We start from the raw sequence: 18900 nt of genomic DNA, 5'->3' as shown, positions 1-18900 counted from the left end.
TTTTTTGATGTGTGTCGGTTGGGTTTCGACTTCGCTCAACCTAACAAAATTCAGAATTATTGTCTGAACTATTGATTGAATAATATCTTGCCCAGTTAACATCGGTGGGTTACAGCAGAGCGTTGATTAAATGATTATCGCTTCGGTTTAAAAGCCGCCTAACCCACCCTACGTTTTTTCGCTCTAATGATTTCCCTCTCGTCTCTTTTTTTGAGACAAAGGGGTTGTTATTTTAATTATGTTGTTATAACATTATTACAAGCAATAAATACATTGAATGTTACAGAAAAAAAAGAACACGATGACACCTCTACCCTCTCAACTTGACACTTGCAATATCGCTGAAACCACTGACCAGCAAGCGTTAGCAGAATTGGGAATTACCCAACTCCTCTCTTTTGTCAAGCACTACAGCGACATTGACTTCGATGCGTCGCAAATGCATCTAACGGATGCTGAAGTCCATGCGATCGCGAAGCTATTTATTCAGCAGTTGACCGAAAGCCTCAACGGTAAACTCATTGCTGGCGCTTTAAATACCCTGCGCCATGGAGAGGAAATAGAGGAGATTGAACCGATGAGTGAAGATGATCAAAATCTCTACTTTTATCCCACCCCTTCTCGCTGTCGGATCGCGCCTCTATCTTTGCATAGCCCAACTGGACGCTATAATCCCCAAGGGCGAAACTATCCCCGCCCAATTACTCAGCGAGAACAATACATCATTAACCTCTATTGTTACTGTGAATTAGGGATGACACCCAAGCAGTTTTATGCCAAATGGGATGTCACTTATGAGCAAATTTCTCACATCTGTTCTCGTTCCCAGGGGACGGTTCAGAATTGGTTTAACCGAGGGAAAGGCTATCATCGTCCTCAACCGGTTGACTTGCGCCATCTGGCAATTATGGATTTTTTGTTAGAGCATTTTGAAGAGATACCTCAAACCTTGATCAACCTTCTGTGTTCGTCTTGATAACACAAACGCCAGGTATGGGGGACGGAAGGGGGATCTATAAGGGGGACTGTGATTAATTTCTGGTTCCCCCGTGCAAAAAAAGCGAAGCATCCTCTGGTCTCCCCCTTAAAAAGGGGGACGGAAGGGGGATCTATAAGGGGGACGGAAGGGGGATCTATAAGGGGGGTTGGGGGTGAGGGGTTTTCCGCTTAAGTTGACACCAATGAGCCGTACCGTACCCCTACAGACGCGCCATGGCGCGTCTCTACAAGGGACGCCACAATTTAATCGTCTGATCCTCACTCCCACTGGCGAGGAGTCCATTGGAATCAATGGCAAGGGCGTATACTGGAGCGGTATGATCCTCAAGGGTTTGTATGAGTTCTCCCCGATGCAGATGCCAAACCTTAATCGTCTTGTCCTCACTCCCACTGATCAGATATTCACCATCTGGACTCAGCGCGATCGCATACACGGCTCCTGTATGATCTGTTAGTGTAGCCAAAAGTTTCCCGGTTTCAAAATCCCATAACTTAATCGTCTTATCCTCACTTCCACTAACAATCGTTTGCCCATCGGGACTAATCGCCACCGCCCTCACACTGGCTTTATGTCCACTTAGCGTCCGCAATAGTTCTCCTGTCGCCAATTTCCAAATTTTAACCGTTTTATCCCCACTTCCACTGACTAAAGTTTGACCATCTGGACTAATCACCAGGGAATACACCCATTCTTTATGCCCAAATAAGGTGCGGAAGGGTTCACCGGTGTTTAAGTTCCATAACTTAATTTTGTGGGAACCACTAGCAATGGTTTGATTATCCGGACTAATCGCTAGGGAATGAATCTGCTTGCGATGTCCAGAAAGCGTCCACAGCAGTTTGCCATGATGTAGATTCCAGACTTTAATATAACTGCGATTTTTAGACTGATCGCTACTGGCTAAAATCTGCCCATCGCGGCTAAGGGTAAGCGTCAAAACCCCACCTGAATGCCCATTTAATTGCTGAATGGGTGTCGAATTCAGGCTGATAATATCCCAAATCTTAATTGTACTGTCGCCCCCACAACTTAACAGGGTGCGTCCATGGGGATGAATTGCGATCGCGCTTACTTTGCCACTGAGTCCCGTGAACGTAGAGGCTAAGATCAAATTAGCACAGGTCTGCGGCTGTTGAGAGGATGCGATCGCCTCTAATAATTCCTGAACTTGATTTGCCCCCTGTTCATCTCCCACGGCGGCTAAACAGGATTGCAGCATCTGGCAATAGTTTTGATCCTGTTGTGTTAATACCAATCCCATCGCCTCAAATGCTTGCAAGCCTTCTATATGAGGCTGTTTCCGTTGTTGCAACCACGCTTTCACAGAGGACTTAATCTGTGTCGTTGCCCAGGATTTATCGGGTAAACAGCTTAAACTCTGTGCTAGTTTTAAACTTAGTTCCGGTTCCCAGTAGGGGCGTTCCCTGACGAGTGACTGTAACACCTCTTGATAAATTGAAAGGGTGGTTTGCATCACCACTTGAACTAAATCGGGATCAGAAACTTCCGCAATCAATGGCGGTAATAATTCTGGCAACAGCGGCGATACATCCGAGTGAACCAAATGATGAATATCCGACACCCAGCCAGCAACTAAACAGTGACAGGTACTTAAAAACTGGCAAAAGTTGTCCCAGTCGCCACGGTTCACTTTATAGGGGAAAATCAATTCACGCGGATCAATTCCAGCTTGTTGCAATTCCTCGGCTTCTTCCAGGTAAGCTAAATTAATCGCATTGTCACCCCCTTTGGCATTAATATCCTCAATACTCTTGCCCAATGCCAATAGTTTATCTCGTGTGGTTTTCCATTTCAGCGCCCGGACTTTTGCTGATTCATAGATAAAATCTCGATAGGATAACTTACATAAAGTTGAATAGCAATAACTGTCCTGTCCTAAACCCCAATAGGCGAGGCGAAAAATCATAAAATCGCCATCAATTTCCGACTCTAGAATTAAGGTTGGCTCAGATTTCAACAGACTAAAAAGCGCCTTAATACTCGATTCACTATGAAACCGCTTACTCTCCCACGCCCCCCCTAGAAATTCAGTGGGTCTCACTTGAGAGTGTAGGGGATAATGTTGACTTAAGAATTCTCGCAATTGTTGCGCCAAACCCAGTTCAATGTCTGGTACTTGTGAGTTCATCTCGCCAAAACGTTCAAACTGAACCTGGGGAGGGGCAATAAATATTCGCAGGGGAATCGGACGATTGGGGCGATGAGGTTCTAGCAGTTGGGAGGGAAAGAGGCGTAGGGGCCAATGATCGAGGATTTTATGGACTTCCGGTAACTCAAGGGTGGTTTCCCGTTGATAGGCGGCGAGTTTGAGTAGGGTTTGGCGATGTTCGGCGACGAGTTGTTGCTGAAGGGCTTTCTGTTGCTGGAAGTGCTGCTGTTGTAGGTGATCCGTTTCGTCCAGGGTTTGCGCGAAAGCGTGAATCACGTCTGGCAGTTTGTTGGCAAAATGTTGCCCCATCGCCATCAGTTTTTCCCTATGAGTGGGTTCATCGACCCCCTGATAGGGTAAGATAAGAGGCTTGGGTTCAGATGTTGGTTTTTCGTTTAAGGGTATACCACTGAATTGATTGGTCGTTTTCAGATAGACTAGGGTCTTAAAAACGGGGATAGCCCATTGCAGAAGTAATTTTAACCACGGCTCCATAACAGTTATATCCAGAGGCAGCATTGACCTGAATATTCAGGACTTACGCTTGTTTTACCGTTGAACCACCATCTGTGGGGACTCTTAATGAACATTTTTCTCAACTTTAGCTTAAAACTAATGAGAGTATAGCGTTTATCACTTCTCTCTCATCCCCTAACCCCTTCTCTCCCCTTGCAAAAGAAGCTCCCGCATTCCTCTGTCCTCCAACGGGAACCATCACTTCCAGACGCTTCTAGCATCACAAAGCTCCCGCATCCTCTGTCCTCCCCCGTGCAACAAAAGCTCTCGCATCCTTTGGTCTCCCCCTTTTTAAGGGGGACGGAAGGGGGATCTAAAAAGGGGGGATAGAGAGGGGTTGGGGAATATCACTTAGAATTAGCCCCTAAATTTTTGATCTTTAAGCTCAAGCAAAAATAGAGCTAACTGGGTAAAACATTGAACCCGTTTTAACGGGTTTAAGCTTTGACGCGGAACTTGAGTTCCAGGCGTTAGCTTAAGATCGGCTACCTGCGGTCACTAGATCAACATTCTCACACAGTACGTCCGTTGCGTCATATTGTTCCCACAAAACCCGATAGAGATGTAAAGGCGAAGTCTTACCCTTCACCCAAACAGGTGGCATTTTTTCTAGGGGAATACTCGGATCACTCAGCTTCTCAAATGTACTTTGAGCCATTAAAATTTCCCCGGCTTGAGCCACGTCACAAATTCGACTGCTCATATTTGTCGTATCACCAATCGTGGCATATTGAATTAGATTTTTAGAACCGATATTTCCAGCCGCAACGGTACCAGTATTTAAACCAATGTGAATCTGAATGGCTCGTCGGTTTTCTCGAATCCATTTTTGATTTAAACGAGAAACCGCCCATTGCATTTCAATTGCTGCCTGTACCGCTAAATCCACATCATTGGGTTGGCGATAAGGTGCGCCCCAAATGGCTAAAATTCCATCACCAATATACTTTTCTAAGGTTCCTTCGTAAGGAAAAACAATCTCTTCAACAATGATCTGAAAATACTCATTCAGCATTTCCACGACTTGATGCGGTTCCATTTCCGCCGACATTTGCGTATAGTTGCTAATATCGGCAAACAAAGCAGTTACTTCAGTCTCTACCGTGGCTAAATTTCCTTCTTCCCGTAACTTGCGACTCACCGATTGGGGAAAGAATCGTTCTAACTTTGCCCGCATCACTTCCTGTTCCTGCATCTTCTTATAGAGGCGGGAATTTTCGATCGCGATCGCGGCTTGGTTCGCCAGACAGGTTAAAAACTCCAAATCCTCATCGGAGTAGATATCCGTCATTGACAAATTATCCACATACAATACCCCGATAACCTCATTTGCGGGTTTAAGTGGAACACACATTGCCGCATGAATCCCTTGTTTAAAAATAGATATTGAATCGTTAAATAAGGTGTCTTTACGAGCATCGTCCGTGAGAATTGCATTGCCATGATTGCAGACAAAATTAGTGATTTTACTACTGTAAAAATTATCTTCAGCCGGAATTCCGGAGCGCCAGTTTACAGCTTTTTGTTCCAGAATACTACTGGTTTCATTGACCATCAAAATTGTGGCGCGGTCAATATGCATGATCTCAAACAGCAAATCGACGATTTTTTGCAGCAATTTATCGGGTTCTTCGGGAGAAGACAGTTGTTTACTGACTTCCAGTAAAATTTGCAGTTTATCAACGGTTCGTTGATGAGCATCCCGTTGTCTCAGCTTAATAATAGAGTTTTCCGACTTATCGGGTTGCAATAAGTCAGTAATTGTAATTCGCGTTTTTTCCGGGGAAACTTGCTTAATAATTGAAATTTCAGTATTCGTGTCTGATGATCCAGTTTCTTCTACCTTAGGGATTTGCTCGACAAATTTGAAGGATACATCTCCTAAACGAATAGAATCTCCATCCTGAAGTTTACATTGCTCCACTTTAAACTCATTGACGAACGTACCATTGAGACTATTGAGATCCCGAAGTATCACACCGTCAGGGGAGAGCAAAATCTGAGCATGGTAGCGGGAAAGATAGCTATGGTCAACCACAATACTGTTATCCTCTTCCCGCCCAATTGTATTCGCTCCCAAACTTAATGGATAAATTTGCTCGTGCAATATATCACAAGTACAGATTAAGTAAGTCACGTTTTTAAAAGGGTAAGATTGCTGAAAATTGCTAAGGAAACACTATGTAGTTCAGTTAAATTGCCATGATCAACTCATGTTCTCTCTGTTTCCGGAAATCTCAGCAATTTTCCGATTCAGTTTGAACCTTTAGGATGACAAGATTGGCGCCCCAAAAACCGTTCGGCGTTGAGTTTAGTTGCCTCAACTCAACCAGCAGAATTTGGCATTTAGTGCTTATCTAAGTAGTATTAGAATGGGTTTCCGGAGGATCGCGCTTCCAAAGGGCTTGTGATTCGGTATTGAATTACAAGGGAAGCTCTTAGTAGCCGAGTCTTATTTAATGTTTCTATATCACTATTCTGACTACAGGGATTCTGTCAGATAGATATGTGTTAGGAGTTGGTGAGGAATTAGCAAAGAGTCTATAAAGCTTCCCCATCTTTCAGACGTTCCACGCCTTACGTCTCTACAATCTTCTCTATTCTGGAGTCTTCCTAAAACGGAAATGCCTCAGGGGGAGCAATATCGGCTCCTGCTTTTACACCGATTTTGCTTGATTTAATCCCAGGCGTATGGGTCGATTTGCTATTTTCAGCTTTCGGAGAAATAGAGTTTTGACCAGAAGGAACAGGTTCAGGTTCCGTTGTGTTTTGTGGTGCAGATTGTTGGTTCGACATCCAGTTGAGTCCTCCCACCGCTCCTGCAATCAACGTGGCGTAACCTAGATATAAATGAACAGATTTAAGATGAAACCCTGTAGCTGATGGGTCTTTATACCAGGAAGGAACCACAGACTTGACCGGATCAGTTTCTGGCAAAGACAAGGCTAATGCTACACCATCTAACCCTAGAGCATAACCAAGCCGACGAATGAAACCACGAATATAAATATCCTCTGGTAGCTGAGCTAGATGTCCCGTTTCTAATGCTTCAATTTGATGAATGGGTACTAAGGTTTGGCGATGTAGTTGCTGAAGGCTCAAAGAGCGGGATTTACGCGCTCGTCGCAGTTGGTGACCGATTTGTAGCAACACCTCTTCCCGCTCTAGGGTAAGCTTTTGCTCCGCTAATTCTGCTTTGGTGAGTTTCTTGCGCGATTTAGCTTCTCCAATCTCTCTATTCACTAAACTGGGCGATAGATTTGTCTCAACAGGATGGGACATTGTTTCTCCAGAACCCATGGGACATTCCGTCTCTTCGGTTTGGGGAATCTCCAACTCCTGTTCTTCTGTCGTCGGTTGATTCACTTCTTCAGGAGCCACAGGAGCCACAGGAACAACCTTATACTGTCTCGCAAATTCTTGAAACGTCAACCTTACGGCTTCTCGCCCAACCGCCTTGACTAAAATATGGGCGTTACTTGATGCTTCTCCTAACATCGTCTGTAACCCAGCCATTGTGCGGCGGTAAACTTCACTATCGATCAATTCTGCCTCAATCTGATTCAGAATAGACCGCAATCCTTCTTGAGAAAGTTCAATGGTTGAGCTATCGATAAAACCATTACCATACGTAGGTCGCATTACCATAACTTGCTCTTGCTCGTGGTTGTTTACATATTTTAAGGATGAGGTACTCCAGAGTAAGGGATTTGGTTAGATAGGATTAATTCCCTTCTCGTGGGCGGTCAAATCCTAGCATCCTTACCTCCAACATCATTATTGAATGAACACCAAAGCCTGAGTTTGGAGTTCATTCATCTGACCGCAACAATTGGCGAGTGAATTGACAAAGGCTGGAAGTCGTTTGATTACCTTTTTCTGTCATCAAGGCATTCATCCGGATAATCTGAATGATGAATTGTAAATAATTAATTGTAAATGATGAAAAAATAATCGACCCCTGGCAAATATAAAAACCCCTTCACGCTGAATGAAGGGGTTTTATTGCATCTGAAAATTGAATTGGGATGGGGAGTGGAGCCTACGGGAATTGAACCCGTGTCCGCATTGGCTATTTACCTATCGATCATTCACAGGCTTAGCCCTTCTAATCCTCAGAGCGGGAACCATCCATTATCCCAGATGGTGGGATGCTTTGGTTGAGTTCTTTGCTAGCCAGCCGACCAAAGACAGCTAACCAGCGCATCCGTTGGGGTTGTGTTCTTAGCCCTTAACGGAGTCAGACTAAGAACGCTCGAACCTATAAGAGGTGTTTAAGCGGCTACAGGAGCTGCCTTACGAGCAAAAGGAACGATGTTGTTCGCATTTACTTTTTTTTGAGTCCGGTATTTACGAGAGAAGACTCACTCTCGACCTGTATCACGGGTTGGCTTTGACCAACACGTCGAAACCATTAAGGCCCCTTGCTGATATATTTCTCATTTTAATCAAAATTTTGGCTACTGACCACTGTAGCCTGAGAATTGGGGAAGTGCGAGAGTTTTGACCCTTGACGACTGAAGGCATAGTTTGTCGGGGCGGGTTTCACTACAACTCAACCTGCCCTGATTGAGTGTTGACCGTCTGGGAATTGGCGATTGGCGACGGGTAATGCATACGACACTCCAAACAACTGTATCCAATGTTACAAAAATTTCATTGATGGGAGTGTAATACTAAATCGCGATTATCTCCGGAACCTCAATGAAGTAAGCCGGAGCCGGATAGAAGATGCTAACACGCCGAGTGACTTTCAGACTTTATCCAAATCGCTGGTGAACAGCTAAATGTCAAAAAAATGACAGGCAAAGCCAAGAAGGGTAAACGAAAACTACAGAAAGCTGGATTAAATCGGTCTATCCTTGACGTTGGTTTTGGTATGATTGGAGACTTGTTAACCTATAAAGCGGCTGAAGCTAATGGCTTCTATGTCGAGTCACCAACACAGAAACTCAAACCTACTCAGCGATGTGCTAAGTGCTGGGAATTGACTCCCAAGACCTTAGCAGATAGAGTTCATGTTTGCTCTAATCCCGACTGTAATCATGTTGAGGATAGAGACGTAAATGCTGCTCAAGTCAACGAGATTTGGGCAAGGGGGCAGGAACTGTCCTCTTTAGACGCCGAGTCGCCTAGCTCTACTGCATACGGAAGTATGAAGCAACTAGGGGCTAAGAAACGTCAGAAACAGCGACTTCAACGAAGTAAGTCGCCGTAGTTCATCGTGTCATGCTGGTCTGATAAATATAAAGAAACGTAAGTGAGGAGCTAGAATCTTGAAAAAGGTAGAAGCGATTATTCGACCATTTAAGCTCGATGAAGTTAAAATCGCCTTGGTCAACGCTGGAATCGTCGGGATGACGGTTTCAGAAGTTCGGGGATTTGGACGCCAAAAAGGTCAAACCGAGCGTTATCGAGGTTCTGAATACACTGTTGAGTTCCTACAAAAGCTCAAGGTGGAGATTGTCGTCGAAGATGCCCAAGTCGATATGGTAGTAGACAAAGTTATTGCTGCTGCTCGCACGGGTGAAATTGGCGACGGGAAAATCTTCATCAGCCCCGTCGAGGAAATTGTCCGGATCAGGACGGGTGAACGGAATCTGGAAGCTGTTTAACCTAACTTATGAATTATGGATTAAAAATTAAGTTTTCTAATTCATAATTCATAAAAGTTGGTTGAACTGGGGGAGGAGTAATTTAAGGGCTTTACCACGATGACTGTAGCGTCGCTTCAGTTCTGGAGTCATTTGGGCAAACGTCAATCCCTGTTCTGGCACATAAAAAATCGGATCATAGCCAAAGCCACCTGTACCCAGGGGAGCCTTGAGAATTTCACCTCGACACACGCCCTCCACTTCCAAGGCGATTGTGCTATTAGGACGAGCAATCGCGATCGCACAAACAAATTGCGCCCCCCGATGAGACGCATCTCCCAGTTCAGACAGCAACCGCTCAATCCGTTCAGCATCCGTTTTCCCATAACGTGCTGAATAAATACCAGGCGCTCCGTTTAAAGCATCCACTTCCAAGCCAGAATCATCTGCGATCGACCATTGACCTGTCGCTTGGGCTACCCCTAACGCCTTGAGACGAGCATTAGCCACAAACGAATCGCCAGTTTCCTCAATCTCGATTTCCGGTGGCTTAAGCTGCAATTCCCATGGCAAATCATCAAGATATGCCTGCATCTCCCGTAATTTACCTGGATTTCCGGTGGCAACAATTAGTTTGGTCATTTGTCATTTTGCCCAATCTTTTGCCCAACTGAGGGTTTGGCGAACTTGTTCTGGAGTCGAGGCTTCACAGTAAAGGCGTAAAACAGGTTCGGTGCCACTGAACCGAATCAGTAACCAGCTACCATTAGCTAAGCGGAATTTATACCCGTCGATTGTCTGACAATCAACGACTGCTTGACCATTAATCTCAGTAGGAGGTTGGGTTTGCAGTTGGTTAAGTAGGCGCGATCGCTCTTCCATACCTGCTAGATGTAGATCAATGCGGTCATAAACTGAGGTATAGCCTGTTTGCTCTTGTAAACGTTGGTAAAGTTGGCTTAAATCCATATTCGATTGAGCCATCGCTTCCAATAGATACAGGGCGGAGAGTAAAGCATCCCGTTCAGGGATATGAGTCCCATAACCAATTCCACCCGATTCTTCACCACCTAGCAAGACTTGGGTAGAGAGCATGCGATCGGCGATATATTTGTAACCAATGGGGGTTTCGTAGAGGGGCAATTGATAAAGCTGGGCAACTTTGGGAATTAGATCCGAACCACTAATCGTTTTTACCACTTCCCCCGTCCATTGCCGCCGAGATGCTAGATGTTCAATCAGAATCGGGATGAGAATTTGAGAACTCAGGAAATTACCTTGTCCATCCACCGCCGCGATGCGATCGCTATCTCCGTCAAAGACTAATCCTACCCGTAAATCTGCCTCTGCTTGCCGTCGGTGGGTACGGATGCGGCGGAAGAGTTGAGAAAGGTAACGGGGTAAAGGTTCAGGTGCACCGCCACCAAATAAGGGATCACGGGAGCTATTGAGTTCCTGGATCGGTACATTTAAAATTTTGCTCAAGCCTCCTGCTGCTGCGCCGTGCATGACATCGGCAAAGACAGTTAATTTGCCTTGAGTAATCAGGTTCTGAATACTAGCCAAATTCACCTTTGAGCGCAGAGCATCACAATAACTTGACCAGGGATCGAAGAATTCGATTTTACCTGGTGTTTGCGCTGAGGCTGGTTTTTGAGCAAGTTGGGCTTCAATTTTTTGGGTAATTTCTGGCGGAACTGATCCACCAAATGCCCCCTTCACTTTTAATCCCAGGTAACTGGCTGGGTTATGGCTAGCCGTTAGAACTAAAGCACCTAGAGCATTCTGATGATTTGCTGCCCAGCTAAATGCTGGGGTTGGCGCGTAACCCCGAGAAAGCAACACATCAAATCCTAAGGATTGGACAACCTCCGCCGTCTTTTTAGCAAAAGTTTCCGCCATAAAGCGCCGATCATAACCGACAACCACTGTACGGCTACCGCTGGTTTTGCCATAAATATCAGCGAGGATTTGAGTAGCGGCTGTCGCGACTAACGCTACACGCTCAAATGTAAAATCGGCGGCGATCACACCTCGCCAGCCGTCTGTGCCAAACTTAATTTCATCCATACTCACTGCTCAAGAATAAGAAGATTTAATAAGATAAACTGCTAAGACTGACGGCTGGATCTTAGCATCTGTTGCGCCAACTGTCTTGTTGGAACAACATCATTTAGCATAGTTCCACCAGAAGTCTCTACGACCCCCGCACCCCCGCAGCTTAAGCATTTTCTTTGGATTCATCCTCAGAAAACGCTTCCGGAAAATTCGTCAGCAGCGATCGCAGCTTCATCCGCGCCACATAGGGCCAGCCACCTAATTCTTCAATATCTTTGAGCAGCGCATACAGAGTTTGCCGATTGTCGGGTAACGAGTCCTGAAATAGGCTATCTCGAATCTCCCGGTGCGCCTCTTCCAGCGTCCGCAGCAGAGCTAGCAGCGTTAATGTGTCCCCTTGGTGGCTATTGGCTAACGCCCAAATCTCCGTCTTTAGAGCTGGCAATTTGACCTGTAGCGTCTGGGTATCTAACTCATTACTCAAATTCATCCTACCCCTGTCAATCTTAGTTGTTTCTTGTCACCCGCTTGATTGAAAGCGTAAAAGTGTCGCTTCCCGTGTACAATGAAGCGAGAAAAGCTAAGGTTCACGCTTTCGGCATCATGTAGGAAACACGGCTTAAGTGAGCCATCGTTCAATCTACTTTCGCGATCGCCGATAACCAGCGTGTGACCAAAACTATACCACGGTGTCAACTCCCCAAAGCAACCCTAGGGGTATAATTCAGTCTGGCAAAAACAAGCCTGATGTTGACCATAAGTTGAGCATAGTTGCGGTTTTATCTGAATCGGCGAGAAGACTCTCACTATAATCTTTGATCAGCGTGAGGGAGGATGTCATGAACCACAGCCTGATTCAAGAATCACCATAAAAAATTTTTTCTTTCTTTAGAGATTGACGATTGAGGTTGACCATGAGGTATCGTGCATTTATTGTTGCCTTTTTGGCATTGTGTCTGGGGGTTTTAACGGCTTGTTCAGATGCAGCAACAGCGACTAGTCCTGATCAATTGACCTACGACCAGATTAGAAATACAGGCTTAGCGAATCTATGTCCCCAACTTTCGGAAACAACTCGTGGTTCTATTGCCATTGAGTCTGATAAGTCCTATCGAATTGTCGAGCTGTGCTTACAGCCAACTAGCTTCTTTGTCAAGGAAGAACCGACGAATAAGCGCAGAGAGGCAGAATATATCCCTGGTAAGTTACTGACTAGGGCTACCTCTAGCCTCGATCAAGTAGAAGGTGCATTAAAGCAAGCAGAAAATGGCAGCCTTGTCTTTATGGAAGAGGATGGCATTGACTTTCAAGCCATCACAGTACAGTTACCTGGGGGCGAACAAGTTCCTTTCATGTTCACGATTAAAAGTTTGGTTGCCACAACTGGGCCCAACATGACTAGCGTGAATACGTCTACGGACTTTGAAGGGGAGTTTAAGGTTCCGTCTTACCGGGGTTCTGTGTTCCTCGATCCTAAAGGTCGTGGCGTCGCCTCTGGCTATGATAATGCGGTAGCGCTGCCTTCCAAAGCAGATGAAGAGGAATTCGTTCGGGCTAACGTTAAGCGCGTAGAGACCCGATCAGGTGAGATGTCTCTCCAAGTTTCTAAGGTTGATAGCTTCACCGGTGAAATTGCTGGTACCTTTGAGAGCGCACAGACTGCTGATACTGACCTGGGTGCTGAAGAAGAACCAGAAGAAGTCCTGATTCGAGGGATTTTTTACGGTCGCGTTGAAGCTGAAGAGGCTTAACGGTTAGTGCTTCGGTACTAAACGGTCTTTTATCTAGTAATTAGGGGCATGGCTATAGTCGTGTCCCTTTTTACGAAGGCAGAGGAGATGGGACATCAGGAATCAAAGGTGCACAAGGGTTCCGGGGGTTTCAGGTGCAGATTTCCTGTTCCCTGTTCCCTTAAAAACATGAAGAAAGTTTAAGCAAATTTACAACTCTTAACCTTAACTGGATTTTGCACTCACACAAGACCTTGGTAGACTCAATATGCACCTCTAATATCAGCGTGGGTTGAGTCACCCCCCCAGTTGCCACATTCTCAAGTCCAAAATCGTAAGTAAAAGATAACGAGTAAAACAAAAATGGTAGATACCCTTAAAAAACCTAGCTTTGAAGAAATCAGACCGGGCGTTAAATCCCCAGCGAAGGAGACCATCCTGACGCCTCGGTTCTACACCACAGACTTTGAAGCCATGGCGCAGATGGATATCTCGCCGAATGAAGATGAGCTGTTGGCGATTCTTGAAGAGTTCCGTGCAGACTATAATCGCCACCACTTCGTCCGGGACGCTGAGTTTGAGCAGTCTTGGGAGCATATCGACGGTGAAACCCGCCGCTTGTTTGTTGAATTTCTAGAGCGTTCTTGTACAGCAGAATTCTCTGGATTCTTACTGTATAAAGAATTGGGTCGTCGTATCAAACACAAAAACCCAATTCTGGCAGAGTGTTTCATCTTGATGTCTCGTGATGAAGCACGTCACGCTGGTTTTCTGAACAAGGCGATGTCAGATTTCAATCTGGCGCTGGATTTGGGATTTTTGACCAAAAATAAGAAGTACACCTTCTTCCAGCCGAAGTTTATTTTCTACGCCACTTATTTGTCAGAGAAGATTGGCTATTGGCGCTACATCACCATTTATCGCCATCTCGAAGCCCATCCTGAAGATCGCATTTACCCCATCTTCCGGTTCTTTGAAAACTGGTGTCAAGATGAAAATCGCCATGGGGATTTTTTTGATGCGCTCATGAAAGCTCAACCGCAAATGTTAAATGATTGGCAGGCAAAGCTGTGGTCTCGCTTCTTCCTGCTGTCGGTATTTGCGACCATGTATCTAAATGACATCCAACGGTCTGATTTCTATCAGTCGATTGGTTTAGATGCCCGCGAGTATGATAAGCATGTGATTAAGAAGACCAACGAAACCGCTGCACGGGTATTCCCAGTGATTTTAGATGTGGAAGATCCCAAGTTCTACGAACGTTTGGAAGTCTGTATTACCAATAACGAAAAGTTGACGGAAATTGTTAACTCCAACAGTCCGAAGTTCCTGCAATTTTTCAAGAAGCTGCCCTACTATGTCTCTAATGGCTGGCAGTTCGTGAGACTCTACCTGATGAAGCCCATGGAAGTTGCTTCTCAACAGGGCGTTGTTCGTTAGCTCATTAGGCGAGAGGTTTCCCACGACTGAACTCCTGAGCGTTCTATTAGAACTTAGGCTGGTCAACATCAGGATAAATAAACCCTCGTCCATAGCTCGGCTATGGGCGGGGTAGTTGACGCTTAACCGAATCGGAGAAATTTTAGTTTTCAGAATACAACTCAAGTTTTTTTATTTTCTATAGTGAATTTTAATCTGCGAATAAACAAGACTTAACTTTGAGCCAATAAAATACTCACTAACGATATCTTCTTCAGTTATTACAGCAGCCCTTATGAACCCAGTGATACTATCACTGGGTTTTTTGCAAAGGAGAAATCCCCGGCTGTTTTGACCACCAACTGCTATTAATAAACTAATGCTCTAAAAGTTATTGAGCTTCCGTTGTAGGTAAGCAATCGTTTCTCCTACAGCTTCGAGCTTACCTCTCAGTTTCCACGCACTTTCACTGTTTTCTCCTCTTGATTCAATGACATTAAGAGTCCGTTGGTATTCTATCTGACGCTCTAACCAGTAATCCAAATCCTGACGAGAGACGCCTGGAGACTGATCGGTAGAATTGCTCAAGGTACTATCCTCAACTCAACACAATGTTGCATCTTGCCACTTATTTCTCACCATATCCCCTTTTTCACAAAATTGCTGCCATTCTCATCAGCCGGATCAAATTCTACTAGCCACCTTAACTAAACAGTCAAGTTCCCATTGCATCTGAGTGCAGACTTTTTCATAGCAAGCATTGACATACTCGCGATCGCTGGCTGTATCACGACCATACCGTTCAAAGACAATCGGCGCACAAATACGAGTGTAAATCGGGACAGGCAAGGGAATATTGGGTAGAGGTCCAATCGCCAATCCCCATGGTAAACCTAAATAAACTGGAAAAACTTCCGGATCAAGACCAAATAGCCACGGGAAAATCCCCCAATCGTGTAGTTGTCGAACCTGTTCGTAAAAATCTGCTAGGACAATCAGCGTATCATGAGCGCCATAAGAAATAACGGGTATGATTGGTACACCTTCCCGCAATGCCAGCTTAATGAACCCCTGACGCCCCGCCAAATGAATTTTATTACGCATGCTGTGGGGACGAAAGACATCCTGAGCGCCCCCAGGATAGACAAGGACACTAGCGCCTCGACGCAAAGCTGCGATCGCCATTTTGGGATGAGTCCTGATTGCCCCCGTCTTAGCCGCTAGTCGTGCCGTGTTTGGGTCAATTTTCCAGCCATTGGGGTGCATCAAACCATAAACCGGACGTTCGGTACCAAAACGCCGAAACCAATCATACATGACCATGATCATATCCGGCGCGACGAGTCCGCCATTGTGAGAACCCACAAATAAGGCATTGCCCTGATCAGGAATATGATGCCAGCCATCGGTTTTCACCCGAAAGTAGTAGTGGTAAAACCACCCCCATAAGGGCATGAAAGATTGGATTGTTTGGGGATCACGTTCATCGAGTGACCACCCGGGTTGGTCATTTGGGATTGAGCTACCATTCATGAACGAAACAAAATGTTAGGTTGAGCGGATTCTGACCGAAAGCAGGGGAGTATAAGATAGACAACCTGAGTGACTTTCTTCCTTGAAACAGGATGACTTGCATCCTTCATAAATATTAACGGAACCCAACGCATAAGGCTCTGCTTGCGGTTCGCCAAGTCGAATGTACCTCAAATTGAACAACTTAGGTTACAGTTGTTCAATTTGAGGTATATTGCTGGCAAATATGGCTGATCATCACACCTACCGTTGAATAGTTCAAAATCAAGGAGTGCGATCGCTTGATTATCGAGTTAAATCTTCGACCGATAAATAAAAAAACCCCTAGGTAAGCCTTAAAGACACCGCTAGGGGATTCCCAAACAACCTAAACACTAAACAGGAGAATAACGACCACGTTGGAATACGTTTAAGCTCCCTTACTTAACTAGTTTGCACCCCCGGATGGCATTTTATGTTTAGCTATGATGAAAAGCGTGTAAAGATTTGATGAACTTTTGCTTCATTGAGTCATCCATAGCATATTTCGCTCTGGTAGGGATGAGGGGTAACACCCATCACAATGCTTGGGGAAATCCTTGGGACATTGATAATACAACTCCAGTTTTCCCCAAACATTATGGATACGAACGAACTCCTGCGGCGTTATCTAGCCAGGGAAAGGAATTTTCGGGGTGCTAATCTGAGGAAGATCAATCTCATTGGTGCTGATCTCAACGGTGCTGATTTGAGTGGTGCTGATTTGAGTGGTGCTGATCTCAGGGGTACTCAACTGATTGACGCCGATTTAAGCAATACGGATCTCAGCCGAGTCAACCTTAGTGGCGCTAACCTTAAACAGGCTAACTTAAGCGGTGTCAATTTAAGTGCAGCTAACCTGAGCCGCACTTTCCTGATGCATGCTGATCTCAGGGGCGCGACTTTGATTGAGGCGAACCTCATGGATGCTGACTTAGCGGATGTTAATCTCAGCCGGGTTAATCTCACTCAAGTTAATCTCAGTCGAGGCAACTTAAGTGGTGCGAACTTATTTGGCGCAAACCTAAAGCAAGCTATTATGGTGGGCGCTGACCTAAGTGGTGCTTTTTTAATTGGGGCTGACTTAAGCGATACCAACTTAAGTGGTGCGAATCTCAGCGGTGCTGATTTGAGGGGAAGCAATCTCAGTCGGGTTAATCTCAGTGGTGCTGATCTGTTCGGTGTAAACCTGAGTGGTGCTAACTTAAATCAGGCTAATTTGAATCGGGCTAACTTAAGCTATACCAATCTGAGCAATACCAATCTTACGGGAGTTGATCTGCAGATTACCGAGGTAGAGAACGCTCGATTTGGAGAGAATGAGGGACTTTCTGAAGCCAGTATGCTTGATTTGCAGCGACGCGGGGCAATCTTGGAAATGACGAGTTTCAGTGTGAGGGAAACGCCGGGTTCTTAGCGGATGTTGATTGTGCCTTGTCTTTTGGCTCTCCCGTACTTGTGCTGGAAAACCCTCTATTTGTGATAGTTTCCCTAAAAACATTGTTTTGAAAGCACTACCCCCCCAAGTTTTCAGGAATAATCAGGTTTGCTTATCACCCTAGGTACGGGAGAGCCGACAATCTTGGGTTAAGAAATTTCAACTAACTGAATATCAAAGGTTAAGTCTTGTCCTGCCAGAGGATGGTTGGCATCTAATCTCACATTCGAGTCGGTGACATCGGTAATCACCACTGGAATAACTCGCCCGTTGGGTTGTTGAATTTGTAATTGCTGGCCGATTTCGGGATTCAAGTCTGGGGGCATTTTGTCTCGGGTAACCTCCAGTACCATTTCTGAGCGATGGGGACCATAAGCTTTATCCATAGGAATCATTTCGGTTTTGGAATCCCCAGGAGTCATACCCAAAACAGCTTGCTCGAAACCTGGAATGACCTGTCCAGCATCAATGGTGAATTCTATCGGTTCGCGATTCAGGGAAGAATCAAAGACTGTACCGTCCTTTAATTTACCTGTGTAGTGAATTTTGACGGTATCACCGACGTTAGCTTGTGCCATATTTATTTTCCTTGGATTTGGTCAACACCTCTAGGGTATCAACTCCCGCCAATTTTGCATTATTTCCCAAGTGCTATCGACAAGTCACCTCTAGGTGTTTGAGTCCCAACTAGATTGGGTTGTGCGAAAATTGGGGATTAAGCATTTTCTGTAAAAAAATCCTTTTCTTGTGATAACAGAAGCACATTACTTGAAGAATTTTTTCACTAAGAGCAATAAATCTAAGGGAATAGTCGGGTGAGTAAGGCTGAGTAACTCTGTTCATAAGCACATCGCTCTTACCCACCTTACCCAAAATAAGCCAAATGAACTAGCTTACTGAGGTGACATCCCGCTCAGAAGCCTCGGCTTCAGGAGTTGAAGCCGCCACTGCTTCTGGAGGAACAGGTATAGCAAAGTTATAAATCTCGAAGGATTCAGATAAAGGCGTATCCGTGACAGTTGTCTCCGTGGGTTGACTCTGACGTGCTTTGAGTTTTTTAACAGCGACAAAACCTCCGGCTACGGCGGCGATACCAACACCAGCGATACCGAGTTTTTTGTAGAGGTCGATTTTATTACCAACCAGACTAGAAGGTTCTCCAGAAGCAGTTGGAGACATACCCTTTTTACCAAAGGAACAAGGGAGGGCTTGAGTTGGGCTGACAGTGGTCAGTAAGAGGCTACCTGTAACGGTTACGGTAGAAAGGAGACTTGTCAAAAGCAGTTTGGATTTAGTCATGATTGCTATGGGATATACCTAGTCAGTGACAAAAAGCTTATCTAACAGTTTACAGACAAGCGATAGTGAAAGCCCCCGTCTTTCAAGCGGGGGATGAAACTGAGCAAATCGTACAGATAGCGGGA

At 45.2% G+C, this 18900-nt stretch carries 15 protein-coding genes, 1 other RNA gene and 1 pseudogene; 6 read left to right on the top strand and 11 right to left on the bottom strand.

The annotated features are described in order from the left end of the window. The first annotated feature begins 301 nt into the window (after nucleotides 1-301). Entirely contained in the window at nucleotides 302-976 is a 675-nt protein-coding gene (locus tag ACLGGO_RS30750) for a hypothetical protein (RefSeq protein ID WP_446422147.1), read from the top strand. Nucleotides 977-1223: 247 nt separating this feature from the next. On the opposite strand, the gene ACLGGO_RS30745 is transcribed toward ACLGGO_RS30750, so the two are convergent. The 4 genes from ACLGGO_RS30745 to ssrA form a co-directional block, all read right to left on the bottom strand. Further along, nucleotides 1224-3665: a WD40 repeat domain-containing protein gene (locus tag ACLGGO_RS30745; protein WP_446422146.1), complete on the bottom strand. Its 2442-nt coding sequence runs from the start codon at nucleotides 3663-3665 to the stop codon at nucleotides 1224-1226. 496 nt (nucleotides 3666-4161) lie between these two features. Then, a complete protein-coding gene (locus ACLGGO_RS30740; protein ID WP_446422145.1) occupies nucleotides 4162-5823 on the bottom strand; it encodes an adenylate/guanylate cyclase domain-containing protein in 1662 nt (553 codons plus the stop codon). Between the two features lie 476 nt (nucleotides 5824-6299). Further along, a complete protein-coding gene (locus tag ACLGGO_RS30735; RefSeq protein ID WP_446422144.1) occupies nucleotides 6300-7334 on the bottom strand; it encodes a helix-turn-helix domain-containing protein in 1035 nt (344 codons plus the stop codon). 385 nt (nucleotides 7335-7719) lie between these two features. Next, nucleotides 7720-8110: a transfer-messenger RNA gene (gene ssrA, locus ACLGGO_RS30730) on the bottom strand. 344 nt (nucleotides 8111-8454) lie between these two features. On the opposite strand from ssrA, the pseudogene ACLGGO_RS30725 reads away from it, so the two are divergent. Both ACLGGO_RS30725 and ACLGGO_RS30720 read left to right on the top strand, forming a co-directional pair. Then, nucleotides 8455-8904, top strand: a pseudogene (locus tag ACLGGO_RS30725) (zinc ribbon domain-containing protein); the annotation flags it as partial. A gap of 58 nt (nucleotides 8905-8962) precedes the next feature. Beyond that, nucleotides 8963-9301: a P-II family nitrogen regulator gene (locus ACLGGO_RS30720; RefSeq protein WP_446336226.1), complete on the top strand. Its 339-nt coding sequence runs from the start codon at nucleotides 8963-8965 to the stop codon at nucleotides 9299-9301. A gap of 48 nt (nucleotides 9302-9349) precedes the next feature. Here the strand turns inward: ACLGGO_RS30720 and rdgB are convergent, their stop codons facing one another. The 3 genes from rdgB to ACLGGO_RS30705 form a co-directional block, all read right to left on the bottom strand. Then, a complete protein-coding gene (gene rdgB, locus ACLGGO_RS30715) occupies nucleotides 9350-9922 on the bottom strand; it encodes an RdgB/HAM1 family non-canonical purine NTP pyrophosphatase (protein WP_446422143.1) in 573 nt (190 codons plus the stop codon). A 3-nt stretch (nucleotides 9923-9925) separates the two neighbouring features. Continuing rightward, nucleotides 9926-11350: a phosphoglucomutase/phosphomannomutase family protein gene (locus ACLGGO_RS30710; RefSeq protein ID WP_446422142.1), complete on the bottom strand. Its 1425-nt coding sequence runs from the start codon at nucleotides 11348-11350 to the stop codon at nucleotides 9926-9928. Nucleotides 11351-11501: 151 nt separating this feature from the next. After that, entirely contained in the window at nucleotides 11502-11828 is a 327-nt protein-coding gene (locus ACLGGO_RS30705; protein WP_446354169.1) for a hypothetical protein, read from the bottom strand. Between the two features lie 424 nt (nucleotides 11829-12252). Here ACLGGO_RS30705 and psbO point away from each other — a divergent pair, with 424 nt between their 5' ends. After that, nucleotides 12253-13089, top strand: a complete 837-nt coding sequence (gene psbO / locus ACLGGO_RS30700; protein WP_446336222.1) for a photosystem II manganese-stabilizing polypeptide — start codon at nucleotides 12253-12255, stop codon at nucleotides 13087-13089. Between the two features lie 342 nt (nucleotides 13090-13431). After that, nucleotides 13432-14508: a magnesium-protoporphyrin IX monomethyl ester (oxidative) cyclase gene (gene acsF / locus ACLGGO_RS30695; RefSeq protein WP_446422141.1), complete on the top strand. Its 1077-nt coding sequence runs from the start codon at nucleotides 13432-13434 to the stop codon at nucleotides 14506-14508. 363 nt (nucleotides 14509-14871) lie between these two features. On the opposite strand, the gene ACLGGO_RS30690 is transcribed toward acsF, so the two are convergent. After that, nucleotides 14872-15075, bottom strand: a complete 204-nt coding sequence (locus ACLGGO_RS30690) for a hypothetical protein (protein ID WP_446336220.1) — start codon at nucleotides 15073-15075, stop codon at nucleotides 14872-14874. A gap of 96 nt (nucleotides 15076-15171) precedes the next feature. Then, entirely contained in the window at nucleotides 15172-16020 is an 849-nt protein-coding gene (locus tag ACLGGO_RS30685; RefSeq protein ID WP_446422140.1) for a lysophospholipid acyltransferase family protein, read from the bottom strand. Nucleotides 16021-16639: 619 nt separating this feature from the next. Here ACLGGO_RS30685 and ACLGGO_RS30680 point away from each other — a divergent pair. After that, nucleotides 16640-17455 carry a pentapeptide repeat-containing protein gene (locus ACLGGO_RS30680; RefSeq protein WP_446422139.1) on the top strand — a complete coding sequence of 272 codons (816 nt, stop codon included), beginning with the start codon at nucleotides 16640-16642 and terminating at the stop codon, nucleotides 17453-17455. Nucleotides 17456-17625: 170 nt separating this feature from the next. Here the strand turns inward: ACLGGO_RS30680 and ACLGGO_RS30675 are convergent, their stop codons facing one another. Together ACLGGO_RS30675 and ACLGGO_RS30670 are read right to left on the bottom strand one after the other, a co-directional pair. Continuing rightward, entirely contained in the window at nucleotides 17626-18054 is a 429-nt protein-coding gene (locus ACLGGO_RS30675) for an FKBP-type peptidyl-prolyl cis-trans isomerase (protein ID WP_446422138.1), read from the bottom strand. 310 nt (nucleotides 18055-18364) lie between these two features. Next, nucleotides 18365-18775, bottom strand: a complete 411-nt coding sequence (locus ACLGGO_RS30670) for a hypothetical protein (RefSeq protein ID WP_446422137.1) — start codon at nucleotides 18773-18775, stop codon at nucleotides 18365-18367. Nucleotides 18776-18900: the final 125 nt, after the last annotated feature.

The organism is Coleofasciculus sp. (assembly GCF_046565525.1).
In the GTDB taxonomy this organism is placed as follows: domain Bacteria; phylum Cyanobacteriota; class Cyanobacteriia; order Cyanobacteriales; family Coleofasciculaceae; genus Coleofasciculus.
Note: the sequence above shows the minus strand (reverse complement) of the source record. Positions and strands in the feature narration are given on the sequence as shown.